Raw genomic sequence first — 25063 nt, forward strand, 5'->3', positions numbered from 1 at the left:
GGCTATCCTTAATTATTGTTGGTGTTATGGTTGGGGCGTACCAGTTGCTCTTCGTGTTCGTCCTGCATTTGCATGTAATCTTGCTCTGACAGCTCAGCGTTTTGAAATCGACGCTCCAGGATCAGTATTTGCTTGATATAGCGCATGCTGGCAATAAAAGTTTCAGGTGCAACCTTTTGGGAGCGCTGCAAGATGATCAGGTGCTCATTGAGTTCGCTTAACCCTTCCATGGAAAGGTTTTTGCTTACCAGATTCTGGGTGAGCATATTATCCAGGTATTGGGGGTAAACGAGTGGATTGCGGGTAAAAAACGCTTGTTTTTCGCCATATTTATCGATGTTCTGCTGATAGGCCTCATGAAGGCTGATACTGTATTCCAAACTTTCCTCAACGACGGCTTCTGCAGCATGGAGCACCTTAATCAAATCTTTGACTTCTTTTCGATCTGCGTCGTAGTTGCTGATCGCAATTGCCAGCAGCACACCGACTAAGGTAGCAACCAGGGTCAGAATAAAATTACAGGCTACCTCGTAACGGTGTGTGAAGGCCTTGAAAGACGGGGTAAACAGTAAAGCGCTGAGCGCCAGCAGTGCAATGGTCAGTATGATGTACAACATGATTGGGTATTTTTTATTGTTATATAACTAAGGTATTGATTTTATAGCTATCATGCAACTAAAAAGCGAAAAGAGGGTGAAGTTTGCTTGCAGCTTCACCCAGGTTTAAGCCTATAAGCGCTGTGGTTGTGCCTTGTGAGCGTGTGTATTCAGCCACTCGACCAGTGTGTCCAGTGCACCAGGTGCAAAATCATCTTCAGTTAAATACAGTGCTGCTCGCATCGGCAGCTCGGTTTTAAGCAGGCTGTGGGAGGCATTGCTGATCACCTTTTGAGTCAGTTTGTCTGGTGCTCCTACGGTATTAGTAAATACCTGCTGGCTATGTTCAATATCAACTCGGATATCTGAATCACCGAATAGCGCCAGCATAGGAAAGCGGATCTGAGCAAATCCAAGACTGACGTCGGAGTCGATATTCGCACGTACGAAGCGAAAGCGTGCTTCATCTTCCAATGGTTGTGCCATAAATGGATGTAAATGTAGGTCACTGCCCAGGTAGTCGTTAAATCCGGCTTTAATAAGCTGATACTCCAGCTCGTTGAGCTCTTCAATCTCTTGCCAGACGGCGGTGTCGTCAGGGTGAATTTGCTCTTCCTCTATCAGGCGCAGCCACATTGTATACTTACTTTGTTCTCGCCAGTTTGCAGCGCCACCTATCAGGGCGGCAAACATGATTTCGGGCTCGTTGCCTAAATCGGCCAGCACCCAGCTTGCCTGGCTGAAGCCAACCACGCCAATAGGGTTATCTGGATAGCCATTTTGTCTCAGATAGCGAATGGCACTGCGGACTTCTTCTGCACGTTGTGACATAGTTTGGGCCAACCAGTCGCCGTCAGAATTGCCAATACCAGGTTTACTCCAGGACAGAGTCGCGTATCGTTGCTCGTTTAAAGTGGTGATAATTGGCTCAAAGTAGCCATTGGCGCTGTGATCCATTGCACCATCCCCATGTATAAGTAAGACGATAGCATCGTTGCTTTGATGTACTTTAGGTACCACCAGTCTGGCATGTAATGTGTTTTCGCCTGAGCTGAAGGTGATGACACGGTCTTCAACCAGCTCTTGGTTACTGTTATGACAACCGCTGAGTAAGCAAAGCAGTATAAGTAAGAAGGCAGTGAAAAAAGTTGGATTCCATCTGGACATTATGATTTCTCCTTTAACTGATACGTCCAATAATCAACAGACTCCTACCATATAGAATGACCTGCTCTGAGGGTGTAAAGCTCTGTGGAAAGTTGTAATTAGCTGTAGGACTTCAGCGGCCATACAGATTGGATTTGTGACACGCAGTAGCACCATTTCTTGGTGCTGCATTGTTCAGCTTAGTGGCGTTGTTTTTTGGTTGTACTAAGCTAAGAAAAACCTTTCTGGATGGTTACATATATGGCTACCCGTATCATGCTTACCTGTGTGCTTATCTTATCTGCCCTCCTTTTACCAATGCTGAGTGTTGCAAATAGCATTGACCACCTTGGTTCCCGGTTTTTTGCGCCTGTCGGTGATAAAGGAAAAATGCCAGTGATCACGGATCTGATCCAGGACAAACAAGGTGTATTTTGGCTGACTACGCAAGAGGGGTTGTTTCGTTACGATGGGACCGGTTTTGTGCGTTTTGTACATCAAAAAAATGAGCCCAATAGTCTGGTAGCTAATTATGTATATCGTTTATGGGAAGCACCCAATGGGCATATATGGATTGGTTCGAGGGCGAAAGGCTTGTCAGTTTTTGACCCTGTGAGTGGGACTTTTACTAACCAGTCTCCCGTGATTGAAGGCGAACCCTCAAGCAATCAAATTTTCGATATTAAAGGAAGTGACACCGGGCAGGTGATGATTGCCACCACCGCAGGTGTCGTCTGGCAAGACCCGACACAAGGTTACAAGGGGCTTTTTCCTAATATTTCTGGTTGTTTGTATGAGCAAAGCCGACCCCGCTTTTTTGTTTGGCAAGATACTGCAACATTTTGGCTTATTGGCAGTAAGCAGCTGTGTAAAGTAGCCGTAGATATCGAGCAACGCGCACTCACTGGTACACAAATCAAAGTGTTTGAGCAAGGCGAATTGGCTACTGCACTGTTAGAGGGAGATATCATTTGGCTGGCTGGACGCTCAGGAGGAATACACAAATACAACATACGGGACAATATTATGATGTCAGTCACTGCTTCTGAGAGTTTTGATGTAGACATCAGTAAATTACTGACTTTTGAACTGCTCAAGGTCGACGATAATACACTCTGGGCGGGCACATATCTTGGCGGTATTCTGGTCATTGACCGAGATACAGCAAAGGTGGTGAAAGTTATTTCTCATCAGGATAATAACGCATTCTCAATCGGAGGGAATAATGCCAGTGCATTTTTGGCAGATAGCTCCGGGTTACTGTGGGTCGGCACGTGGGGCACAGGTTTGTATAAACTTAATGCAGTGAGTGACGTCAGCACATTAGTAGCCAAAGTACCTGATTTTAAAAATACTTTGAGTGCCACAGATGTTTATCGCGTTATGCAATTGAATAATGGAGATTTATGGGTTGCACTTAGCGGTGGTGGTGTTGATGTCTATTCTGCCCAAACAGGTCATATCACGCCTTTGACCGAGCCCGCCGAAAGTGTTCAGCAAAAGCTGGTTCATATGCAGGCATTACGTAACGGAGATGTGTGGTTGGCTGGTTTATCCGAGCTACTTTCTTACCAGCCAGATACAAACACGATAAGTACTTATAAAATTCCCACTTCAGATACTATTCGCAGTGTGCTTGTGGATGAGTCGGACACTATATGGGTGGGTATGGAGCGCTCGTTATGGCGGTTCAGTAAACAAACTCAGCGCTTTGAGCAACTAAAAACAGTATCTAATGAGCAAGCTGACTTTCAGTACTTCGTAGAAGACATGCAACTGGATAATCAAAACCGCTTGTGGATAGGCTCCGGTAACGGGGTTTACTTGGTCGAAGCACAAAGCCGGCAACTCGTTGCATTAGGTGTGCTGTACCCTGAACTAGTGGGCATTATCGCCGGTGTTTATCAAGACTCAAAAGAAAGACTATGGGTTGCAAATTACTCGACCGGGGCTTTGTTAACGGTGAATGGTAGTTCATCTGAGCTTACTATCAACGACGTTACACGGTCTCTATTTAAACAGCAAAGTTATTTAAAAGAAGGATTTAAGATCTACAGTATATTAGAGGAGGACGCTCAGGGGCGTATGTGGGCCAGTGGTTTGGTCATTGAGTCGGATTTGCAACTTGCGTACAAACTTCATGTTCCGGATATGACGATTTGGCAGAATAGCCAGATCATGACTCGTGAAGGGCTGATTGTGGCGGCTGGGCCACAAGGGGTGGTGACGATCGACACAAATCGGTGGCAGCCTTGGGACTATGACCCTCGCGTGATTATAACGCGTCTGGAGGTGAATAATATGCAGTATAATAAAGGGGTAGGTTCGCTTCACTTGTCAGCCAATACTAAAAGTATTCGAGTGGACTATGCTGCGACGGATTACCTTGCCCCGGAAAAAATTCAATATGCCTATCAACTGTCTGGATATGATGAGCAGTGGCACTACACCAGAGAATCACACATTACCTATACTAACTTGTCGCCGGGCCGTTATCAGCTGAAGTTAAAAAGCACGAACAGTGATGGTCGATGGTCAGAGAAAGTGACATTATTGCCCATCATTCAACTACCTGCCTGGTATCAAACTTATTGGTTCTATGCGCTATGTATGGCGCTGTTGCTGATGTTGATGTATGGCGCATTGAAACTAAGGACAGCCGCCCTCGAGCAACAAAAAGCCAGGTTACAAAGTTTGGTGGATGAACGTACTCGGTACTTAATTGAATTGGGTGAAATGGGACAGAACATTACCTCGTCACTTGATTTAGAGCTGGTGCTTAAAATCATTCATTCCCGAATTACAGCGTTACTGGATAGCTTCGTATTTATGGTTGGGGTTGTAAACACCAAAGCGCAGACGCTGGATATGGTAGCCTGGTATGAAGGTGACGAGTGTATAGAAAATGCCTATTTTAAGCTCAACGAACTAAATCGCCCTGGCCCCTGGTGTGTAGCAAATCGTAAGGAAATCATTGCACACACGCAAGCGCATTTATCGGAGTGCTTAGGTGAATTAGTAGAACCCGTTGTTGGCGTTAAAACGGAGTCGATTATTTATTTGCCACTGGTTATCAATGATGAAGTCATAGGTTGCCTGAGTGTGCAAAGCACACAGCAGTATGCTTATCCTGAAAACACCATCAATATGCTTAGAACTATTAGCGCCTATGCGGCTATTGCGCTGGAAAATGCTCGTGCTCATACCTATTTGATTAATGCGCAGGAAATGTTAATCGAATCAGGTAAACAGGCTTCGCTGGGGTATCTGGTTTCAGGTGTCGCTCATGAGATCAATACGCCCGTGGGTATTGCCTTAACAACCATCAGTAGCCTGGGCGGTCAGGCTGAACAACTAAAACAAAAACTGGCAGATAACCAAGTCCGTAAGTCTGACATAGAGTCGTTTGTTGAGTTCAGTATTGAAGCTGACAAACTCATGCAAAGTTCGTTGAACCGTTGTGCCAAGCTGGTACAGGATTTTAAAAATATCTCTGCAGATCAGTTTGATTCTGGCAAGCGTGAGGTGCAGCTAAAAACCTATCTTGAAGACGTACTTAGTGCTTTTTCGGGTTTCATGGCGGAAAGTGAGGTTGTGTACAACATCACGGGAGATAACCCAGATGTCTCTATTGATCCGGGGATCTTGAGCCAAATTATGAGTAATCTAATAAAAAATGCCATCAACCACGCCTTTGATGGTGAGCTCTGGCAACAGCAAGAGAGCATCTCAAAATGCCTCGATATTCATGTGGCAACAAAAGACAGAACGATAGAAGTGTGCTTTGCTGACAATGGTATTGGCATGGATGAGGAAACAAAGGAATTGATCTTTGTTCCTTTCTTTACAACGAAACGCGGTACTGAACGTATTGGGCTTGGTTTAAATATTGTGTATAACCTGACAGTATCGGGGTTGGGAGGAACTCTACAAGTGGACTCTAAACCAAATGAGGGGACGCGTTTTACCCTTTGTTTTGGGAGATAATTTTAAATTGCCCGGTTCTGATCACAGAGCTCTACAAAAATAGCTGTGTGGGAAGGTAAAGTAAAGCAACCAGGCTCCTGCACAGTGGTTTTTAGGCTATTGGCGCAGAGTGAAACGCACGAATTCCCGGTTTTTATCTCGTATTTTATCTTTGCAGTGTGGCAAAAGTGTTTGCCAGTTATATCCATTATCATTTTTTGAGAAATAATCTACAGTGAATACACACAACGCGTTGGCCACGAAATGCGCCAGTACTGCGCAAATATTACGTAACTCAGGAGGATAAAGTAGGATGAGAAAAGTTCTAATTCCGGTCACTAACCACGCAACCTTAGGCGAAACAGATCAGGCAAATGGTACCTATGCTCCTGAGCTGACACATGTCGTTCATGTATTAAAAGCACAGGGAATTGCCTTTGAACTTGCATCTATTGCGGGTGGTCAGGTGCCGTTATATGGCACGGAAATAGAAGACGATGATGTGAACCGTCAGATGCTTGAAGATCCTGAACTGCAAGAAAAAATCGCTAATACGTTGAAAGTCTCAGAGCTTAATGTGAGCGATTATGATGCGATTTTTTACCCGGGTGGCTTTGGTCTGCTCAGCGATCTGGCAAGCGACGACCAGTTTGCTGCTTTGGCGGCAAGTCATTATGAAGCGGGTGGGGTGATAGCGGCAGTGTGCCATGGACCTGCGGCCTTATTACCGATCACCCTGAGCAACGGGGAGCCGCTCATTGCGAATAAGTCAGTCACTTGCTTTACCCGCGAAGAGGAAATTGATTTTGGCACCATCAGCGATATTCCGTTCTTGCTTGAAGAAGCCATTGCCCGTAAAGCGGCGCAATACCGAAAAGCGCAGCCCTGGCAGGAGCTGGTGGTCGAAGATGAACGCCTGATAACGGGTCAGAATCCGGCCAGCGCACATGCTGTGGGTGTAGCACTGGCTAGACATCTTACACAGTAATCATCGTTATTCTCGTCGGTCGTTTTTGATAAGTGTACGGCCGACTTTTCTCAGACAAGGGATCCATGTATTCATGATTAAAGTACACCATCTTAATCAGTCACGTTCAACTCGCGTACTGTGGCTGCTTGAAGAGCTTAAGCTGCCTTACGAAGTGGTACACCACGAGCGCGATCCGCATACCCGCCTGGCACCAGCAAGTCTGGGCGAGGTTCATCCGCTAAATAAAGCGCCGGCCATAGAACACAACGGGCTGGTGCTGTGTGAGTCGGGGGCCATCATGGAGTATTTACTTGATCAGGCTGAGCCGACAGCGCTGCGCCCTGCAAAAAGCGATACCCATTATTATCAGTATCTTGAATGGTTACATTTCGCCGAAGGGTCGCTGGCACTGCCAGTGATCACGACTTTGTTGCTGGGTATGGAGCAGCGAGAGGGAAGTGCGCCAATGGATGGATACATTGCCAAAGAGCTGGCACTGGATCTGGGCTATATTGAAGCAACGTTGTCGAAACAAACGTTTTTTGCCGGTCCACAATTTAGTGCAGCAGACATTATGATGACCATCACGCTGGAGTTTGCCGCTAATCTCAAACTGCTGGACGATAAACCACAGATACAGCGCTATCTCAACCAGGTACAAAGTCGCGAGGCTTATCAGGCCGCCAGAAAGCAAGGGTAATTCGTGGTTATGGCTGCTTTGTTTTATCTGCGCAGAGCAGCTGTTTTTCTGACGCTGACCACTGAACATCGAATCTTATTATCAATATAATAAGAATACTGATTGTTTAATAAGTGAGATAATAAACTTTTATTAAATAATCTAAGCTGTATCTGTACCGTGAGTGTGCTCCGGTTCTTTTCACTCGACCCAATTAACTTCAGTGAGCGATACAGTAATGACAAAAACCATATTAATTACCGGTGCGACCGATGGGATCGGTCTGGCTACGGCGAGAACACTCCTTGCACTGGGCCACCGCGTGATCTTACACGGCAGAAATGCAGAAAAGCTATCGACGCTCAAAGCTGAACTTTCGGCGCATATCGAGCCGGAGCGTGTTGCGACTTACACCGCAGATCTGAGTGTGATCAGTGATATTAAACGGCTGATCAATGAGCTAAAACGAGCAGGCACTGAGCTGGATGTGCTGATCAACAATGCTGGCGTGTTTGTAATACCAGAGCGAACCACGCCAGAGGGCATTGATGTACGCTTTATGGTGAATACTATTGCCCCTTATCTGCTGACGAGAGCTTTGCTGCCTGATATGAGGCAAGGTGCCAGAGTGATCAACTTATCATCGGCTGCGCAAGCATCCCTGATGCCACAAGAGATAATTGCATCCAGCAATTTGTCGGATAATGCGGCATATGCCAAAAGCAAACTGGCCCTGACCATGTGGTCGATGCAATTGGGTGCCGCTTCTGATGATTCACACTCGACGATTGTCGCGGTGAATCCGAAGTCTTTTCTGGGTTCAAAAATGGTTGAGCAGGCCTATGGGGTCGCCGGGGGCAGCGTTCAGGAAGGCGCGGATATATTGGTGCGGGCGGCGTTGTCCGAGGAATTCACCGGGGCGTCTGGCCAATATTTTGATAACGACCATGGCCGCTTTGCGCGGGCACATGATGACGCATATGATGAGCAAAAAGTAACAGAGCTACTCAAAGTCTTAGAGCATTTTCGTCAGCAATACGGGTTTGCGTAATACAATTGCCACTGTGCGATGACAGTGGCAATTAATCGCATATGATTACTCGAAGCGGGAAAATTGATTGAAAAACCCAAGCTGAGCCGGGTGGTTTAACGCTTTTGGACGCAGTGCCTGCACCTGAGGGATGATGTCCGCTTTATCCAGCCCTAATTGATGCATGATCAAACCAATGGCCAGCCCTGTGCGTCCAGAGCCGCCTTTACAGTGCACTGCAACGGTCCCCTGTTCAGACAGGATGGCCTTGAGCTGCGGCCAGCTCTTCACAAATGCCTGCGCAAAGTCTTCATTGGGCGGGGCATCATCTGCAATGGGTAACTGAAACCAAGACATGCCAAGGTCTTCGCACACCTGAGGTAATGCGGTTGCCTCATTACTTTCTAACTCCGAAGGGTACATGAGTGTTACAATCGCCTGTGCTCCGGCGTCACGCAATTGTCGTACTGAGTCATCCAATGTGGTGCCTTTAGTGCCCGGGCAAGGGGTAAATAACAAAGCTGCGCCATTACCAAGGCGCAGCGTATCGAAAGGGTGTGAGGTCATTTAGTCTGTCTGTTCCTGTACTTTATACCGGTCAATTAATTCATCCATATCCATTGCGGCCTCTGCGATATTAGAGGCCGCCACGGCAATTTGCTCGGCCCCGGTTACTGTTTCGGTGGCTTTAGCAAATATTTCTACTATATGCCGGCTGACTTCGTCAATGGCATTGCTTTGCTGCTGGGTATTCACTGACACCGAATCTGTCACAGATTCCACCTGCTTCGCCTGTTCGACTATTTTGCCCAGCGCTTCTTTAATGAGCTCGGCACGCTCGGCGGCCTGCATGGCATTTTCTTTGCCCTGGGTGATAACGTCCGAGGCAGATTTTGCGCTGGTTTGTAGTTCGTTCACCAGTGCAGAAATTTCTTCTGTAGACTGCTGAGTGCGACTGGCCAGACTGCGGACTTCGTCGGCAACCACGGCAAAGCCTCGGCCCTGCTCGCCAGCCCGGGCGGCCTCAATTGCTGCGTTCAGTGCCAGCAGGTTGGTTTGCTCGGCAATGCTCTGGATCATATCAACCATGCCCGAAATGCTGCCCACGCGCTCGTTCAGCGCATCGACAGAAGTAGCAGACTTTTCCATATCAAAGGAGGCCTGCTGGATCACTTGCACTGCGTCTGTCACTACCTTTTGACCATTGACTGATTCCTGCGACACGGACTTTGCTGCAGCCGCGTTTTCTATCATAGAGTTGGCGATGACCTGAATATTGGCACTCATTTGCTCAGCTGCGGAGGCAATGGTTTGCACACCGGATTGCTGCTCAACCAAATTAGTCTGGCTCTGGCTGATGGCACAGGCGGTTTCGTGAGTCGATGTGGTGATCTTTTGCGACGCTCGACCAAACTCGATCAGATCTTCAGCGAATTGTCGAGTCAGGCTGTTAATGTCGGTTGCCGATTTACCAAGCTCATCAGAGCTAAGAATGCCGATTTCATGCGCCAGGTTGCGTTGATTCATCGCGATGATGATGCCTTCTGCAATCTTGGCAGACTGCTGATGACGAAGGCGGATTGAGATAAACAGCGCTGCTGTTATCAATAAGCCTATTACCAGAATAATCAATTCAACGACCAGAACCGTAACCGCTGATTCCTGAATTTTGATGGCCGTTTTGTCGACCAGTGCCAGCGCTTTTTCTTCAGCCTCTTTGAGCGCATTAATCCGTTGAGTGGCCGCTGAGAACCAGGCTTCGGGATCTTGTCCAAACCCCGAATCCCGATCTGCGACGGTGGCTCTGAAGGCGTCAACGTTTTTCATGGCTCTGCTATTTAATGCCTCAGTAAACATGGCTTTCATCTCTGGGGGAGATGCTTCGAGTGCTTCAGCCAGATAGACTTGTTGTTTGGTGTGAAGCTGGGTATAGCGGGTGCGAAGTGCCGGGGTAAATTTATCTTGTGCAAACACATTGCTCAGCACCGCACGCTCTATGCCTGCAGACTCCTTGGCGCTGGAGAAGTTGTATATCGCCATCAACTCAGTGGCAACGATGTAATCCCGGCTCAGGCGCGCTGCTGTGATAACAATATGCAGGCCCTGGTTGTTAATGTCGGTGTAGTATTTTAATGCTTCAGGCAGGCTCATAGAGAGCGAGCTGACTTTGCGCCTTACACTGTCGAGCTGGTCGAACTTTTGCAGCAATATGTTGAGCTCGCGCGTCATCTCTTCCGACAAATCCCAGTGTATCACTTCACTTTTAAGCTTAGCGAGCTGGCTTTCGGTAAGACGACGTTGCTGTGTCAGGTTGCTTTGAAATTTTTGGCCTTGTGAACCGATGAAACCTGCAGAAGCCCCCCGCTCTTTTTGCGTTTCGTGTACCAGAGCGAGCACTGCATGGCTCAAAAAGGCGTTATATTCGGCGTCATAGGCGTCATTCATGCGTTTTGCTGAAACCGACACATCATAAAAAATGACGCCGCCCAACAATAAACACGGAAGCAAAACAACAAGGGTAAGATGGCTGGATATGGTTTTAGCTATTGTTTTGAGCATGCACGACTCACTTCTTGGGTTTTAAGCGTAAATAGCTGTTTAAATATAGTGCGAAGTGACAATTTTGGATCACTTTGCGAACACACTATTGCATAAAGTTTCGTTATTGATCCAGTAACTTCATAACATTTAATAAGAAAAAAATACTATGATTCTGTTGTGGGTACACGCTGTTTCTCTTACAGGTATGTTAATGAAGTGGGTTTTATGGATGGTTTGAGGGATAAGTGCCACAGACAAAAGGCTTGCTGTGACACTTTTTTAGTCAACGAAGTCGTATTTTTAAATTTTGACTTTGTTGCGTAATTTGTACCGCCAGTTGCGGAAACTGGGGTGCGCCAGTGAGCATTGCATTATTGCTAAAACCATAAGGTTCAGTTGGCATACCAAAGCGATTGCGATTCAGCCTGCCGTCGTTGTTGAGGTCCTGATAAACCATAAAGCTGTATTGTCCGGGTTCTACGTCGCGTAATATGAGCTCAGGCTGGGTGCCTGATACGTGTTGTTGTGCAACCCGCCATGCTTGTTGTTGTGTAAATGCGGCCGGGGAATCATAGGCGACGAGCTTGAGTGTTCCAGATTGGTATGCCAAACCACTGAATGTGATCGTCAGATCTTGTGCCATTGCGCTGGTTGAAAGTGCGGCAAGCATGCAAGCAAGGGCGGTGGTGCGAGTCAGATGTTTAGTCATGTGAGTTATCCTTTGATGAGTTATTTTGTTGTTGGGATAACTTTACGAAATGGCGGGTGTGATGGCGTGTGTGATCTGTCATGACATTGGCATGACAGATGTCATTCGTGCTCCATTAACAGACTCATTTTGGCTGCACAACTGAATTGGGCAAGTTGAGGTATTTGGCAAGGGCCTTTACATGCGTTAAGGCTGCAACAAGGTTTTGGACCAGGCATTATTTTCATGCTGGTAGAGTTCGCGCATATGGAGCCTGCTCTCTTTGAAGGTGAGAAACTCGATACTGAGCGGGTGTACAACAAAGCCTCCCCAATCGTCGGGGAGTGGCACAGCTTTCGACTGATACTCTGCGCTTAGCGTACAGAGTTCGTTAGTAACATCGCTCAAGGACGACATAGGTTGGCTCTGTTGACAGGCTAAGGTGGTGAGCTGAGCGTCGTGGCTGCGGCTTTGCCAGTAACGCAGTGCATCGGCACGGCTGATCTCGGTTGCCAGTCCTTTAACACGAACCTGATAGCCCAGGGCGTCCCACCAGGCTGTCATAGCCACTTTGGGGTCACGTCGCAGGTCCTGTCCTTTTTGCGAACCCAGGTGAGTGCAAAAAGTAAAGCCGGCATCACTCACCGCTTTAAGATCGACAAAACGACCACTCGGGAAGCCCTGTTCATCTATGGTAGAAATGCAGACGGCGCTGCATTGCTTGAGATTAGGCTGAGCTTTGGCTTGTTGCCACCAGGATAAGAACTGTTCGATAGGGTTATCCATCACGACTCCTTGTTGAGTTGTTTATCTTTACCTTGGCATGTTCCTACTTCGGTTTCAAATGATCCGTACAATGGTTATGTGCGTATGCTTTACAGGTCCCATTGCTGCGATGTGACCAGCAGGTAGGGCCTCGATAATTTTATTTTTAATATCTTTGCAAGGTGTTTCGGCTTACCCTATGTTTAGTTTGGTTGAAGCCTTGGTGATAAGGAAATATGAATGGCTGAATTAATGGTAAAAGGTGTGATTTTTGATCTGGATGGTACCCTGGTAACCTCCTCACTCGATTTTGCGTTAATCAAAGCACAGATAGGCTGTGATCGTGATGCAGACTTGCTTGATTTTGTAGAGTCTTTGCCTTCTCCTTACATGCGTGAAGAAGCCATGTCGCTCATCCATCAACATGAGATGCAGGATGCACAGCATGCGGAGCCGATCCCCGGAGTGTTAGACACTGTGTCGTTTTTAAAATCCATCGGTATACCTATGGCCATCGTCACACGTAACTACTCTAAGGCTGCGCAGCTAAAACTTGAGCGGTGCCGTCTGGGCCTGGACTATATGCTGACACGTGAAGATGCGTTACCTAAACCCGATCCTCAGGCACTGCATATGGTCGCTGATAGCTGGTCTTTACCTTATCAACACTGTGTCTATGTGGGAGATTACAAATACGATATTGAGGCGGCACAGCGTGCCAGTATGCATGCCTGTTTGTTTGCGCCCGTTGGTCTGCCAGAATACGCTCCGCAAGCTGATATTATCATAGAGCGGTTTATTGACCTACCTGCGGCACTTGGCCTGCATCACCGGGCTCGAACCGATCAGTTTGCTTAAAAAACCGGAGGAAATGCCGCAATACCGGGCAATTCTCGTCTGGGTATAGCCCAAAATGCAATGTCTTGTTAGAATCTTGTCCAATTTAATTTGCACAAACGAGAATTAAGATGGGTAGAGCATTTGAAGTCCGCAAAAACGCCATGGCAAAAACGGCAGCGGCAAAGACCAAAGTAAACTCAAAATATGGTAAAGAGATCTATGTAGTCGCAAAGAATGGTGGCGCTGATCCCGACACCAACCTCTCCCTTCGTCGTTTGATCGATAAAGCTAAGAAAGACCAGGTTCCGGCGCACGTTATTGAAAAAGCGATTGAAAAAGCAGCCGGTGGTGCAGGTGAAGATTACTCACCAGCACGTTATGAAGGTTACGGCCCTGGTAACTGTATGGTGATTGTGGACTGTCTGACAGACAACCCAAACCGTACTATCAAGGATGTACGTCTGCCGTTCACTAAGACAGACTCAAAAATTGGTAGTCCGGGCTGTGTTGCACACATGTTTGATCACTTTGCAATCCTTGGCTTCGCCGGTGATGATGATGAAGCCGTACTGGAAGCGCTGATGATGGCGGATGTAGACGTGACTGACGTTGAGGTCGAAGACGGTCAGGTTTCTGTGTTTGCACCACACACTGAGTACTTCAAAGCGAAAACAGCGCTGATTGAAGCATTTGATGGCATCACTTTCGAAGTAGATGAAATTACCTGGGTACCACAAACACACGTTGAGATCACAGGTGAAGACGATCTGGCAAACTTTGAGAAGTTTATCAATATGCTGGAAGACTGTGACGACGTACAAAACGTGTATCACAACGCCATTGTGAAAAACTAATTGTCTGAGTAGATGATTTAATGCGCCTTTATCGGGCGCAGGATGAAGAAAGCCGAGCTAGTGAGCTCGGCTTTTTTATGTCTCATACCAATTTCACTTAATATCTGTTCAATCTGAAGGAGCAAATATTAAGCAAATTGGTATTAATTTAACATGGTTAGTGCAGGGAGCATTTTAATCACGGTACAGGTGCGGTCTTGCTCATCCTGAGGGAATGGCGCAAAGCTACAACTGTCCAGAGTGTACTGAATACCCGAAAGTGGGGATAAACCTACTTCCGATGGAGCATCGATACCAGGTACCAGTGGGCCTATGAACAACTGCTTGAAGATTCTACTTTGTGCATTAGGATCTTGCCATAGCTTGAATCCCTGTGTGCCGTTATTATGTGCATAGCCAAATTTACGCTGTTGCGTGCTCACACCACTGAATCCTGTGCGTCTGACATACTGCGGAGCCACTTCCTGCCATTGGTGATTACCATCCAATGATCGAACTGCAGAAGATAGAATGTTCTCACCAGCATAGTAAAAGCTACTGCCATAATGCTGGCTACTGGATAGTCCGAACTGTGCAATCAGATGGTTAAGCTCACGGTAGTTTAGAATGCTCAGCTTTGCCAGAACAACGGCATTGTGGGCGGCTGCAAACTTACTTGGATTAAATTGACTATTGCCGGTGACATGCATATCCGCTTTGATACGGGTAACGATGTCATTGGTGACAAGTAGCCCTTTACCTGAGTTATCTTTGCTAAACTGGCGCTGCAAAGCCACTTCACTCATGTCAGATCTGAGGTGTTTTAATAACTGATAAAGTTCATCACTGGTAAGTTCTTTAATCAGTTTTTCGACTGCTTTATTTGCAACCTTGGATTTAATTCTCTGGATCTCTTCATAGACTTTATAAGCAGGGCTGACAACGTGCATAATTTCTGAGAGTTTATCCAGGGTTTCCTGTAAATAATCCTCGACAGTACATCTTGATGAAGTCAGGGTGACAGGCATACCCATTAATCCAGATGAATAGCAGGTTACCCAGTCATTAATCATTTTTTGTGAGCGATCTTTATCGGTTACCGAGTAAATCACCGCATGGTTGATATTGTGAATGTACTGAGTGGTTGCAAGGTCAATGTTTTGTAGCCAAGCCTTCAGGAATGCTTCAACCGGACTGATTGAGGCTGAGTTGAACTGTTGCAGTGTGTCAATCAGGTTTTGTGCCAGCTGGTTTTCCAGATCAATGGTTGATTTTAGGATCTCATGCGCCTCTTTAGACGCTTTCTTTAACTTACTCACTTCCTTATTGATAGATGAGCCCAGTTTTTCAACCAGGCGCTTTTCTGCCTCGATTAGCTCTTGTTGCAGTTTGTACGCCGGGTTCAGGCCAATTATTTTATCAACAATTTTGGATTCACAGACCTTTTTGGTTGCCCAACCGCCAAATATGCCACCATACTTGACGTTTTTACATACTTTTTCCGTCACTTTCTTGGTGAGGTTCATCGGGATTGAGTTCAACTCATTGGCGAGCTTTGCCAATTTGAGCCGGGCATTCGATAGCTCGCCGTGTGCTTTAACCACAGCATTTGCAGCATTGTTAATCGTATCAAGTTGTGCACTGATGAGCTTTTGATGACCATTGGTCAGGTCTTTTTTGAAACGAGCCGTGGCATCGCGAATTTGTTGTGCTTTGTCTATGTTCCAGTTACTGACTTTGTTTATGTCCTCTCCAAGCTCAACGATTTTTTCGGCTGTTTGATCGTTGAGCTGGATGCCTGCTTGTGCTTTGGCTACTGCCTTGACCGCTGCAACCTTTAATTCTTTAAAAATATTTGAGTGGGCAAGGTCTTCAACGTTTTTTCTGAGTGTGTTGATGGCGTAGAGATGGCTACCAGAAGGGGAGTTCCATTGCGACTGGGTGTCTGGGTTGTAGACGATTTTATCGCGAATAAATCCAACGGGCACACTAAGTTGACTGCTGTAGGCGCCTTTAGGTGTGTGTTTTGAAATCAGGGATTCGATCAGAATATGGCGCAGTTCAACATCTATCTCTCCGTCTGCCAGGTCAAACGCACCGCCCGCATAGCGGTTGACATACGTATGGGCGAAAATATCAGCCGCAGCATGCGCTTTGAAGCCGAGTACAAAGGCTCGCTCCGAATCTCGCTCTGCAACCGAGTCCAGAAAGTTCAACCACTGATTGGTATTCCACATTGAGCTGTCGAATTGATCTTCGGTATGGATCTGAGATTGCCCAACAATCACGTCAGGTGACATATCAGGACCTATATTACCCGAACGATAATAGCTTTGGTTATTCAGTATCAGGTCTTTGGTGTTGTTATTGACTGGTACCGAAATAGTTTTACCGTCGACCTTAAAGTCGAGTTTACCATCTTGTAAATCTTCTATTACTTGTTGGCCAACCCAGACATGGGTATCTATTTTAAATGCGGCAGCATTGGCACTGAATAACAGTGCCAAGATAAGGGATTTTTTCATCCTAGTATATCCATATTATAAAAGGGGCGGATTCTATACTATATCTTTTCGGGTACAAAGGTTTTATGTCAAATAATGTTAAATGTTGTGGTGGATTTTCATTTGATTGTTGGTCTTTTATTTGATTGTGTGTGTTATTTAATCATTTTGTTTGTGATTTTAAATCCAGATATAAAATCATATTTTTAATATGTTATAATATATCAATATCGGTTTTTATTAAGTTAAATTAACTGGTTGGGTAAGGTTGTTTTTTTAATGTTAACTTGATGTGTGGAGACCGTATTTGCAAATAAATACGATTTTTATTGAATATGAGTCATGCCGTTATATGTTTGTATTGTGGAAAAGCAATTTTATTAACCCATTGTAGGAGGCCTATAAGGCCTCAGTATAAATTTTCGCAGATTAGTGAGAAAGTTTGTTCAGCCCTGTAGCTGTTAATACATCCTGCCAACTTACATATTTAAAGTTCTGAGGTTGATCGGGGAAGCGGTTACGACCGTCCTGAATCACCAGTAAGCCTTCTGGGTAGTCTGGAGTGCGCAGGCGAGTCGACAGGGCAAGGCCATCTGTTTCTGATGTACCATCGATGCCTCTAAAGCCATCCACTCCAACGCGGAACCCTGCCAGGTGTCGGTATGGGGGCGTTGCTTCATATAGTTGATAGCTGTTGTTGCCCTGGCTGGAAACGACCAGAACAGGTGACTTGCCAAACGATAAGGCAAGGCCTTCGACGTCATCAACCAGGTGCTCACCCACTTTTGCCACTGACACAGGCTGGCTGTTATCCGTTGGGTTCAGGCTAGTGGCCCAGATCCCAACATCTTCTTCGCCAATAAACAAGCGGCCGCGCTCATCATCTGCCACACAGCCTTCCGGTTGCGAGCGCAATGCTATTTCGCGCGCCTTCAAGGCGGCAATTTTGCCTTTGTCAGCCTCCAGTGTGTACTGAATTGTCAGACCAGCTTTGTTATTGGCAAATACATAATGGTTGCCCTCAAAAGCGGCCATACAGAGACCATAAATTTCATTGAGCCCGGCAGGTACTGTTCCCAGCCTAAACACTGTGCCGTCAGCTTCAATACCATAAAATGCCAGGCTATCATCATTGCGTTTACTTGCTGCTACAATACTGATGGTGCGACCCTGCCAGCTGAAACCATCGCGCAGGTCGACATTATTGAGTCGACCATCTTTGAACTGTTGTAACAGGTTACCCTTGAGGTCATAGACTTCCAGACCTTGCTTTTTGTGTGTACCCAGTACCAGAGAAGCTGCGGGATTACTCGGGTGCACCCAGATGGCCGGGTCATCCATCGCATCGCCAAACTGCTCAGCAGGTTGGCTCTGTGACTTAGGCCGAACTATTGGCAGCGTCTTCGCCGTTGGGGCTGGTTTAAGTGCAATATTCACACTGGCGTAACTGCCTTGTTGTTCATTGGCAAAGCTCAGCTCGGCAGTTTGTTGCCCCGATGACTGGCTGAGGTTCATCATTGTGGCTTCGTAATTTTTGAGCACTAACGTGTCAGCGGGTATCCAGCTGTCTGCGGCGTCTGGTGTATCCCAGTACAGGATCTCCTGGCCATTTTCCAGTAACGCAAAGAGTTCGCCAGAGTGACTGGTTGCCAGGCTTATTGCGGGTGCTTGTTGCTCGCCGTAAGGGGTAACCAGAGAGACCGGATAATACTGTGGATTGTCTTCAATGCGTGCTGAATAGCGCCAGATCCCCAGTGGTTCACTGATGTAGAGGTAGCCATTGCCAGGGTCCACGGCACAGGAATCGGCATCGTAGGGCAAAGATAATGAACGCAGTAGCAAAGGGGCCTGCAGCCAACGTTGTTGCTGGCGAAGCAGCCATTGTTCCGCCCTGCCACGACCATCGGAAACAAAGATAGACAGAGTCTGATCTGCCGGATCTGCAAATAAGCAGAAGTTGTCAACCAGGAGTCCGGTTTGCGTGAGTTCAAAGCGTGGTTGCAGTTGTGCATCAGTAGCATCCAGCGTGCCCACAAATACACTGTCTTTGCTGCCTTCAAGCGCGGCATATAGCCACTGGTTGTCGCTTATCGCACTGAGGCGGAGTTGTTTGAATGTGCCCGGGAGTTGCGCTTTGTGTACATTCCCCTGAAGTAGACTGAGTCCATGGTGTTCTGATGCCGTTAATACCTGATCTGTTCCGGGTAAGTGCCAGCTGTCAACAATCGCCTCGACAGAGCCTTGTATTTTGGTTGGTAGTGTTTGCGTAACTACTTGTTGTGGCTGCTGGCTTTGGCAGGCGCTTAATGCGCCCAGTAGACCTAAGGTAAGCATGGTTTTAGATAAGGTTTGTATGTTCATATTTTTGCTCCGACATCACAGAGAACTGACAGAAGCGAGCCTATAACCGGTGTTGTGTTCAGGCCGCCAAACCATCAACGGGTGTAAAGTGAGCGCTACCTTAAGCAGGTAATGTGACAGTTCTGTTTCACCCTGAGCTGGGCTTAGCAGTCGATGGACCTAAAACGATGCAGATAGAACAATATAGTTGTCATGGTGAGCTGCTTTGTCTTAATCGTATCGTCTTTATTTGATATAAAACGCAATAAAATCATGGTGATATTCGGTTTGATTCAGTGGGCTGTATAAACCGGGACAAGTTAAGTGAGCTATTCTGGCCGGGTCCAATTAGCTCAGACCATTATTGAGCTTGCCTTAAAAGTGTCATATATCCGAGCTAGGATACCCGGATGAATGCGTAATTGGCTAAAAAGATGAATAATGTCAGTAGCTTATGTTTAACTCTCTGTGTCAGTATCTTGCTGACAGTGTTGGCGCTTTTCATCGGTGACCTGAAATCAGTGAATGACATCGATTGGGTTGACGCCGCGGGCGAGGCCACTACGTCGATGATGGCAGCTATTTGGTTTATTCTCCTGATGTTGTGTCGTCCAAGAGGCCGGGTTACCACGGTATTGCTGCTAGGTTCCGCAACTTACTGGCTCACAACCTGGCTGGATCTATTGGATGAGTTCATTGCTTACCCGCTACAGAGCCACCTGTTTACCTGGCTTGAGTCGCTGCCTGCCCCAGTCAGTATGACCTTGCTAACCTGGGGGCTAGTCACCTGGTATCGCGAACAGCAAGCGGTCAATCGTCAGCTGAAACAAAGAGAGCATTTTCATCGTGAACATAGCCTGATCGACCCTGTGACTCAGCTTTACAGCCTGCGCTATTTGTTGATCCAGCTTAACCGTGAAGCGGTATTGCACGATAAACGCAACCAGCCACTTTCGTTGGTGATGGTTGATATAAAGGGTTTTGCTCAATACAACCGGGTACATGGTGTGCAAAAAGGCGACGAGTCTCTCAATGAGGTAGCCTCTGCGCTGGAAATTGCGCTGCGAGAAACGGATCTGGCGTGCCGTTATACCAGTGATCGGTTTGCGATTTTACTGCCCGAAACACCACCGGATGAGGCCAGAGTATTCTCTCAGTTGATCCAGGCGTGTTGTAACTCAGCGCTAAAGGGGACGTTGACGGTGACCACAGTACAGGCCACCCGAATTGCCGGGGAATCAGAGCAGGCGCTGTTCGAACGACTGAATCAGCAGCTGGCGGGAGCGAAACGCACGAGCTCCGTGGCCATGGACGGGGAGGATGTGTGATGTCTTTGAAATTTGCCTATTTGCATGATAAGCGCATGCCGGCACACTTCCTGATTACCATATTAGAGCTGGCTGAACACTATCAGATAAAACCACAGCACCTGATCCGTGGGTCTCAGTTGTTTCTTGAAGATTTGGCCTATCCGGGGGCTCAGGTTGCCCCAATCAACGTACTTATTATTCTGAAAAAGCTCAAACGAGAGCTTGCTGAGCAGCCGCAATTGGCGATGGAGCTGGGACAAAGAATCGCGACCGGACATGGTCATGTTTTGTTTGACTTGTGGCGGTATGCCCCTGACCTGCACAGCGCACTGACGGCCTGGGCAAGAGTACAAAAAGGGTTTGAGACGTTGATCCAGTTTAATGTTGAGCGACATCAGGGCAAGCTGTATATCAGGCTGACTGAATCAGCGTCGTTGAGCACTCAACAGCGAATGGTGTTTGAGATTGTCCTGTCGGCTTGTCGCTTGTTGCTGAAAGAGCAGCTAGGTGCACAGACCTGGATACAGATAGAGCTGCCCTGGTCGCAACCCGGGCAGGATTTTCATTATCCGGTCTATCTGGGTGAGCATGTGCGGTTTAATGCACCGCGTTGCGCGATTGTGCTGTCTGACGAGGTGATGTATCAGCCTTTCAAAGAGGCCAGTGCACTGCGCTTTGCTCAGGCAAAACGCAGTGCTAGTCAGGTATCGCACCCACCGCAATTACTTCAGGCACATTTACGTCGCTTGTTTCGAAAGAACCTTGGACAGGCCTGGTCGCTGGAATATACCGCTAATTATCTGGGCATGAGCCCGGCCACACTCAAGCGTCGTCTCAAACAGGACGGCACCAATTTCAAATTGTTGGTTGACGAAGTGAGGGGACAGGAAGCGTTGCACCTGATGGATCTCAATCAATGGAATAACAGTCAGCTTGCCAGCACCATGGCGTTTGCCGATGTGCATAGCTTTCGCCGCGCATTTAAACGTTGGACAGGGGCTGTACCAAGTGCCTTTCGCTGTGGCTCTTGAGGTGTTAGGGTCGTCACTGGTGATAAAACATGACACCAGGCACTTATGTGCTAAGTGCCTGGTTGTTTGAGAGATTACAAGTCAAATGTTCTTGAAATCGCGAATACAAACCGGTCGTCGGAATGTTCGCCATCAATCGTGGTGTCTTCCAGTGTAAAGGTAAGGTCGAAATCAAACTGGGTAGTGGAATAAGAGATATAATAGTGCGTATAGGAGCTGTCGAGTCCGAGTTCATCCCAGGCATGTTTATCAGCATCGAATGAGTTAGATACATCACCGCTCAGGGTAATAGAGTGGTTGTCAGCAATATCAAAGGTATGCGACAGCATCACAATGGTATGGCCTACATCTTTACCGGCGTAATCCCAGCTGTACCATAGGTTAATATCCGTTGTCCCGAGGCTGCTGGCATAGGCAAACTTGGAATAGATTTCAGGGTAGTTAAAGCTACTGGCGTCGGTGAAGCCATGGTAGCTGTAATAAGCTATACCATAGTCCAGTGACCAGGCACTTGAAAGGTCAGTGGTGTTACCAATGTAAAAGTCGAGCTCATGGCTGGTGTCGTCACCAAAATCTACCCCTGATCCCCAAGTACCCACATACCAACCTGCATCATCGGCATAGTCCAGGCTGCCCTGGATAGTCGCATCGCCTTGCGTTTGTGAAACACCATTAAAGGTATAATCAGACGTAGCAGTAATGGTGGTCGACAAACCTGCCACAGCGAGATTAGATAGCATAGCCAAAGGGAGTGCGCAGAGTGTTGTTTTTAAATTTATTTTCATTTCTTTTGAACCTTAGTTTACGGTCTCGATACGGCTGAAGTCGATGGTATTCTCTTTCGGTGAACGGGTAATGTTGGCGACTGTTTTGAATTTGCTGTAGCAAATATAGCCAAAACAGCCAAAAAAGAGCGCAATAACCAGTGCACCAACCCATTGTATCTGCAAAAAGTTTAGTTTAAATAGCAGCGTCAGCAATGACAGGGCGGCAATATTAAACAAAATATAGTTGCGTTTCCCGAGTTTTTTAACCGTCAACCCCAGGTTGTCGGTATACAGTCGAACTAATGAGTCCAGAGAGTTGATCACAAAGATCACGCCAACAACCACCATGGCAAGGTTCTTGATACCCGCAGTGTCGATCCCCGCTTCATGATAGTGATACAAGACACTAAACCAGACAGCGATGGGAATAGACGGGAACACCAGCATCGCAGCTAGCACCTGATAGGTTTTCAGACCACCGACAAAACGTGAAGTAAACTGACCTATCATGATGCTCCACGCAAACCACCAGAACAGATAAAATTCGTGGTAATCATTGAGCGGCAACACAAACTCGTTGATATTGCTAAAGTAGTCACCCAGTAGTGCAATGTTATTCGTAAAGGTGCTCATTTCACTGTCACCAAATACGAACGCAGAGGCCCACATAAAGGCGATCAGGGCGATAAACATCCAGGTCGTAGAGATACTCAGAATGCGTACATACTTCAGGCTGGTGCTTGAATACACCGCAAAACAAATGGCGGCGAACACGATGAGATAAAAGGTTGGAATAATGGACTCGCCATCGCCCACACTTGGCATATACCAAGGAAGGTTAGTCAGCAACAGATAGGCCGTAAAGGCGCAAGTACCAATAATAACAACATTATTGATAAATTTAACCCAGGGAATTTCGAAGAACTTCACCTTAGGTTCTATTACGCAGAAATAAAAACACGTCAGAAAATAAAATCCCCAGATCAGGAAGCCCCAAAAGCCAAATTCAATGGCGAGTGGATTGGCAAACGCATATTCTGGGCTTGCTTTTATGTCTGCGTAACCCGCAAACTCCGTCAGCGGAAACATGATAAGTCCAACATCCAGGCCGGACGTAAATAAAATAGCAATAAAGGTAAAGGTTTTAACCGGTGTCACACCGACACAGCGTAGGTTCCCCCATTTTAATAGAATAAAAGCGATAGCAACCAGGGTAAACACAATGCCTGCACTAAGCCATACTGTCATTGTCACCCTCCCAAAATAAGTAAAAATAACTCATTGTCTCTCCGTTTTTTTATGTTTCCGCATTAACCCGATACAACCAATTTGTATCGCGCACCACTGCAGATCCCGCGGCCCGGTTGGGCCACAGGTGGCTTTGTTAAATCTCCGTGCTGCGTTGTACTGTCTGCCATTGTCTCGCAATGGCAACCTGAGCGTTGTTTGCTTTAAGGGCTGGCTGGCCCAGAATAATGTCTGCGGCTTTCTCTGCGACCATAATGGTTGGCGCGTTGAGGTTGCCGTTCGGGATTGTCGGGAAGATAGATGAATCCACCACATTCAGGCCATCAATACCATGTACCTGGGTGTTTGAATCCACCACGGCCATGTCATCTTCACCCATTTTGCATGAGCAGGACGGGTGATAGGCGCTTTCGACTGCCTGGCGTACAAAGGCATCGATTTCTGCGTCGCTCTGCACGCCTTTTCCTGGCTGAATTTCACCATCGCGATAAGCATCAAACGCAGGTTGTTCAATGATCTCACGAGTGAGTCGGACACACGCCCGGAAGCCTTCAATATCATCCTGATGGGCCAGGTAGTTAAATTGGATCTTAGGCGCCTGTGTGGGGTCGGCTGATTTAAGGGTGACTTCACCGCGGCTTTTTGGTTTGTTATGGCCGATATGCACCTGAAAACCGTGTCCGTCAAATGCACTTTTGCCGTCATAACGAATGGCAGCGGGTAAAAAGTGATACTGCATATCCGGCCACTCTACGCCTGCTTTAGAGCGGATAAAAGCACAGGACTCAAAATGATTGGTGGCGCCAAGACCTGATTTATTAAGGAGCCAGCGAGCGCCGATTAAGCCTTTGGAAAACCAGTCCAGTTTGCCATTCAGTGTGATCGGCTGCTTACATTTATACTGGAAATAAAACTCCAGATGATCCTGCAAGTTCTTACCGACACCTGGCAGGTGGTGCTGAACTTCAACACCGGCTGCCTGCAAAGTTGCCTGATCGCCGATGCCCGACAACTGCAGCAAGTGAGGCGAGCCAATTGGGCCGGCACTTAAGATGACGCGACGCTCGGCGCTGGCGCTGTGGATTTTACCTTTACATTGGTACTCAACACCGACTGCGCGTTTACCTGCCAGCAGTACTTTATGTACCAGAGCGCCAGTTACGATTGTCAGATTGTCACGCCCCTTTACAGGGTCAAGGTAGGCACGGCTGGCGGAGCATCGGCGGCCATCTTTCACTGTCATGTGCATCGGGCCAAAGCCTTCTTGCTGCTCGCCATTGTAATCTTGTGTGGTGGCATATCCAGCTTGTGCACCGGCTTCAATAAACGCGCGGTACAGCGGGTTGGCCATCTCATTACCATTGTTGGTGCCAAGCGGACCCTCACTGCCCCGGTACGGGTCGTCGCCCAGATACCAGCTTTCGGCACGCTTAAAGTATGGCAGGCAGGCCTGATAATCCCACCCCTGCGCACCATGTTGCTGCCATTCATCAAAATCTTTGGCGTGGCCACGCACATACACCATGCCGTTAATTGATGATGAGCCGCCCAGTACCTTGCCGCGTGGGCAATGCATTACCCGGTTGTCCAGATAAGGCTCGGGCTCAGTATGAAACTGCCAGGCGTATTTGTCGGTGTTCATCGGAATTGACAATGCCGTGGGCATCTGAATAAAGATGCTTTTGTCACTGCCACCGGTTTCTAGTAGTAAAACCCGGTGTTGTGGATTGGCAGACAGTCTATTTGCCAGTACACAGCCTGCTGAGCCAGCTCCGACAATGATGTAGTCGAATACTTTTTTCATAGTCT

At 47.2% G+C, this 25063-nt stretch carries 19 protein-coding genes; 8 read left to right on the top strand and 11 right to left on the bottom strand.

Translation table 11 applies throughout. The features are described from left to right. Nucleotides 1–8 precede the first annotated feature (8 nt). Nucleotides 9–617, bottom strand: a complete 609-nt coding sequence (locus IY568_RS12770; protein WP_194867750.1) for a hypothetical protein — start codon at nucleotides 615–617, stop codon at nucleotides 9–11. Between the two features lie 111 nt (nucleotides 618–728). Then, nucleotides 729–1763 carry an alpha/beta hydrolase family protein gene (locus IY568_RS12775; RefSeq protein ID WP_194867751.1) on the bottom strand — a complete coding sequence of 345 codons (1035 nt, stop codon included), beginning with the start codon at nucleotides 1761–1763 and terminating at the stop codon, nucleotides 729–731. A 240-nt stretch (nucleotides 1764–2003) separates the two neighbouring features. Between IY568_RS12775 and IY568_RS12780 the strand changes: the two genes are divergently transcribed. The 4 genes from IY568_RS12780 (at nucleotide 2004) to IY568_RS12795 (ending at nucleotide 8408) form a co-directional block, all read left to right on the top strand. Next, a complete protein-coding gene (locus IY568_RS12780; protein ID WP_194867752.1) occupies nucleotides 2004–5729 on the top strand; it encodes an ATP-binding protein in 3726 nt (1241 codons plus the stop codon). A gap of 292 nt (nucleotides 5730–6021) precedes the next feature. Beyond that, the gene (locus tag IY568_RS12785; RefSeq protein ID WP_194867753.1) at nucleotides 6022–6696 is read left to right on the top strand and encodes a type 1 glutamine amidotransferase domain-containing protein; all 675 of its coding nucleotides are present in this window, start codon (nucleotides 6022–6024) and stop codon (nucleotides 6694–6696) included. Between the two features lie 73 nt (nucleotides 6697–6769). Further along, a complete protein-coding gene (locus tag IY568_RS12790; RefSeq protein ID WP_194867754.1) occupies nucleotides 6770–7378 on the top strand; it encodes a glutathione S-transferase family protein in 609 nt (202 codons plus the stop codon). Between the two features lie 217 nt (nucleotides 7379–7595). Further along, nucleotides 7596–8408, top strand: a complete 813-nt coding sequence (locus tag IY568_RS12795; protein WP_194867755.1) for an SDR family NAD(P)-dependent oxidoreductase — start codon at nucleotides 7596–7598, stop codon at nucleotides 8406–8408. 45 nt (nucleotides 8409–8453) lie between these two features. Here the strand turns inward: IY568_RS12795 and IY568_RS12800 are convergent, their stop codons facing one another. The 4 genes from IY568_RS12800 to IY568_RS12815 form a co-directional block, all read right to left on the bottom strand. Then, a complete protein-coding gene (locus IY568_RS12800) occupies nucleotides 8454–8954 on the bottom strand; it encodes a tyrosine-protein phosphatase (RefSeq protein WP_194867756.1) in 501 nt (166 codons plus the stop codon). Continuing rightward, nucleotides 8955–10946 (bottom strand): methyl-accepting chemotaxis protein, encoded by a 1992-nt coding sequence (locus IY568_RS12805; protein WP_194867757.1) that lies wholly within the window; start codon nucleotides 10944–10946, stop codon nucleotides 8955–8957. Between the two features lie 265 nt (nucleotides 10947–11211). Then, nucleotides 11212–11637, bottom strand: coding sequence for a DUF2141 domain-containing protein (locus IY568_RS12810; protein ID WP_194867758.1), 426 nt, complete (start codon nucleotides 11635–11637; stop codon nucleotides 11212–11214). A 186-nt stretch (nucleotides 11638–11823) separates the two neighbouring features. Beyond that, entirely contained in the window at nucleotides 11824–12402 is a 579-nt protein-coding gene (locus tag IY568_RS12815) for a pyridoxine/pyridoxamine 5'-phosphate oxidase (protein WP_194867759.1), read from the bottom strand. 219 nt (nucleotides 12403–12621) lie between these two features. Between IY568_RS12815 and IY568_RS12820 the strand changes: the two genes are divergently transcribed. Next, nucleotides 12622–13239 carry an HAD family hydrolase gene (locus IY568_RS12820; RefSeq protein ID WP_125560419.1) on the top strand — a complete coding sequence of 206 codons (618 nt, stop codon included), beginning with the start codon at nucleotides 12622–12624 and terminating at the stop codon, nucleotides 13237–13239. Between the two features lie 110 nt (nucleotides 13240–13349). After that, nucleotides 13350–14075 (top strand): YebC/PmpR family DNA-binding transcriptional regulator, encoded by a 726-nt coding sequence (locus IY568_RS12825; protein WP_010384392.1) that lies wholly within the window; start codon nucleotides 13350–13352, stop codon nucleotides 14073–14075. A 143-nt stretch (nucleotides 14076–14218) separates the two neighbouring features. Here IY568_RS12825 and IY568_RS12830 read toward each other — a convergent pair whose 3' ends face one another. Together IY568_RS12830 and IY568_RS12835 are read right to left on the bottom strand one after the other, a co-directional pair. Beyond that, the gene (locus IY568_RS12830; RefSeq protein WP_194867760.1) at nucleotides 14219–16579 is read right to left on the bottom strand and encodes a zinc dependent phospholipase C family protein; all 2361 of its coding nucleotides are present in this window, start codon (nucleotides 16577–16579) and stop codon (nucleotides 14219–14221) included. Nucleotides 16580–16987: 408 nt separating this feature from the next. Continuing rightward, complete coding sequence (locus IY568_RS12835) at nucleotides 16988–18919, bottom strand: phytase (RefSeq protein ID WP_194867761.1); 1932 nt, start codon at nucleotides 18917–18919, stop codon at nucleotides 16988–16990. 413 nt (nucleotides 18920–19332) lie between these two features. Here IY568_RS12835 and IY568_RS12840 point away from each other — a divergent pair, with 413 nt between their 5' ends. Both IY568_RS12840 and IY568_RS12845 read left to right on the top strand, forming a co-directional pair. Beyond that, complete coding sequence (locus IY568_RS12840; protein WP_194867762.1) at nucleotides 19333–20226, top strand: GGDEF domain-containing protein; 894 nt, start codon at nucleotides 19333–19335, stop codon at nucleotides 20224–20226. Beyond that, entirely contained in the window at nucleotides 20226–21239 is a 1014-nt protein-coding gene (locus IY568_RS12845) for an AraC family transcriptional regulator (RefSeq protein ID WP_125560427.1), read from the top strand. The genes IY568_RS12840 and IY568_RS12845 overlap by 1 nt, the downstream gene beginning before the upstream one ends. A gap of 74 nt (nucleotides 21240–21313) precedes the next feature. Here the strand turns inward: IY568_RS12845 and IY568_RS12850 are convergent, their stop codons facing one another. The 3 genes from IY568_RS12850 to betA all read right to left on the bottom strand — a co-directional run bounded on the left by IY568_RS12850 (nucleotide 21314) and on the right by betA (nucleotide 25058). Beyond that, on the bottom strand, nucleotides 21314–22024 hold the full coding sequence (locus tag IY568_RS12850; protein ID WP_125560429.1) for a TorF family putative porin: 711 nt from the start codon (nucleotides 22022–22024) through the stop codon (nucleotides 21314–21316). A 12-nt stretch (nucleotides 22025–22036) separates the two neighbouring features. Further along, a complete protein-coding gene (locus IY568_RS12855) occupies nucleotides 22037–23254 on the bottom strand; it encodes a BCCT family transporter (protein WP_138537056.1) in 1218 nt (405 codons plus the stop codon). Nucleotides 23255–23390: 136 nt separating this feature from the next. Continuing rightward, the gene (gene betA / locus IY568_RS12860) at nucleotides 23391–25058 is read right to left on the bottom strand and encodes a choline dehydrogenase (protein ID WP_194867763.1); all 1668 of its coding nucleotides are present in this window, start codon (nucleotides 25056–25058) and stop codon (nucleotides 23391–23393) included. Nucleotides 25059–25063 lie beyond the last annotated feature (5 nt).

Source organism: Pseudoalteromonas sp. PPB1 (assembly GCF_015356275.1).
Taxonomy (GTDB): domain Bacteria; phylum Pseudomonadota; class Gammaproteobacteria; order Enterobacterales; family Alteromonadaceae; genus Pseudoalteromonas; species Pseudoalteromonas rubra_D.

What these genes read in the sequence shown, in the direction of transcription:
- IY568_RS12840 (WP_194867762.1), top strand. Translation starts at nt 19,333, where the DNA reads ATGAATAATGTCAGTAGCTTATGTTTAACTCTCTGTGTCAGTATCTTG.
- IY568_RS12800 (WP_194867756.1), bottom strand. Translation starts at nt 8,954, where the DNA reads ATGACCTCACACCCTTTCGATACGCTGCGCCTTGGTAATGGCGCAGCT.
- IY568_RS12780 (WP_194867752.1), top strand. Translation starts at nt 2,004, where the DNA reads ATGGCTACCCGTATCATGCTTACCTGTGTGCTTATCTTATCTGCCCTC.
- IY568_RS12810 (WP_194867758.1), bottom strand. Translation starts at nt 11,637, where the DNA reads ATGACTAAACATCTGACTCGCACCACCGCCCTTGCTTGCATGCTTGCC.
- IY568_RS12805 (WP_194867757.1), bottom strand. Translation starts at nt 10,946, where the DNA reads ATGCTCAAAACAATAGCTAAAACCATATCCAGCCATCTTACCCTTGTT.
- IY568_RS12855 (WP_138537056.1), bottom strand. Translation starts at nt 23,254, where the DNA reads ATGACAGTATGGCTTAGTGCAGGCATTGTGTTTACCCTGGTTGCTATC.
- IY568_RS12815 (WP_194867759.1), bottom strand. Translation starts at nt 12,402, where the DNA reads ATGGATAACCCTATCGAACAGTTCTTATCCTGGTGGCAACAAGCCAAA.
- IY568_RS12830 (WP_194867760.1), bottom strand. Translation starts at nt 16,579, where the DNA reads ATGAAAAAATCCCTTATCTTGGCACTGTTATTCAGTGCCAATGCTGCC.
- IY568_RS12785 (WP_194867753.1), top strand. Translation starts at nt 6,022, where the DNA reads ATGAGAAAAGTTCTAATTCCGGTCACTAACCACGCAACCTTAGGCGAA.
- IY568_RS12845 (WP_125560427.1), top strand. Translation starts at nt 20,226, where the DNA reads ATGTCTTTGAAATTTGCCTATTTGCATGATAAGCGCATGCCGGCACAC.
- IY568_RS12850 (WP_125560429.1), bottom strand. Translation starts at nt 22,024, where the DNA reads ATGAAAATAAATTTAAAAACAACACTCTGCGCACTCCCTTTGGCTATG.
- IY568_RS12820 (WP_125560419.1), top strand. Translation starts at nt 12,622, where the DNA reads ATGGCTGAATTAATGGTAAAAGGTGTGATTTTTGATCTGGATGGTACC.
- IY568_RS12775 (WP_194867751.1), bottom strand. Translation starts at nt 1,763, where the DNA reads ATGTCCAGATGGAATCCAACTTTTTTCACTGCCTTCTTACTTATACTG.
- IY568_RS12770 (WP_194867750.1), bottom strand. Translation starts at nt 617, where the DNA reads ATGTTGTACATCATACTGACCATTGCACTGCTGGCGCTCAGCGCTTTA.
- IY568_RS12795 (WP_194867755.1), top strand. Translation starts at nt 7,596, where the DNA reads ATGACAAAAACCATATTAATTACCGGTGCGACCGATGGGATCGGTCTG.
- IY568_RS12835 (WP_194867761.1), bottom strand. Translation starts at nt 18,919, where the DNA reads ATGAACATACAAACCTTATCTAAAACCATGCTTACCTTAGGTCTACTG.
- IY568_RS12790 (WP_194867754.1), top strand. Translation starts at nt 6,770, where the DNA reads ATGATTAAAGTACACCATCTTAATCAGTCACGTTCAACTCGCGTACTG.
- IY568_RS12825 (WP_010384392.1), top strand. Translation starts at nt 13,350, where the DNA reads ATGGGTAGAGCATTTGAAGTCCGCAAAAACGCCATGGCAAAAACGGCA.
- betA (WP_194867763.1), bottom strand. Translation starts at nt 25,058, where the DNA reads ATGAAAAAAGTATTCGACTACATCATTGTCGGAGCTGGCTCAGCAGGC.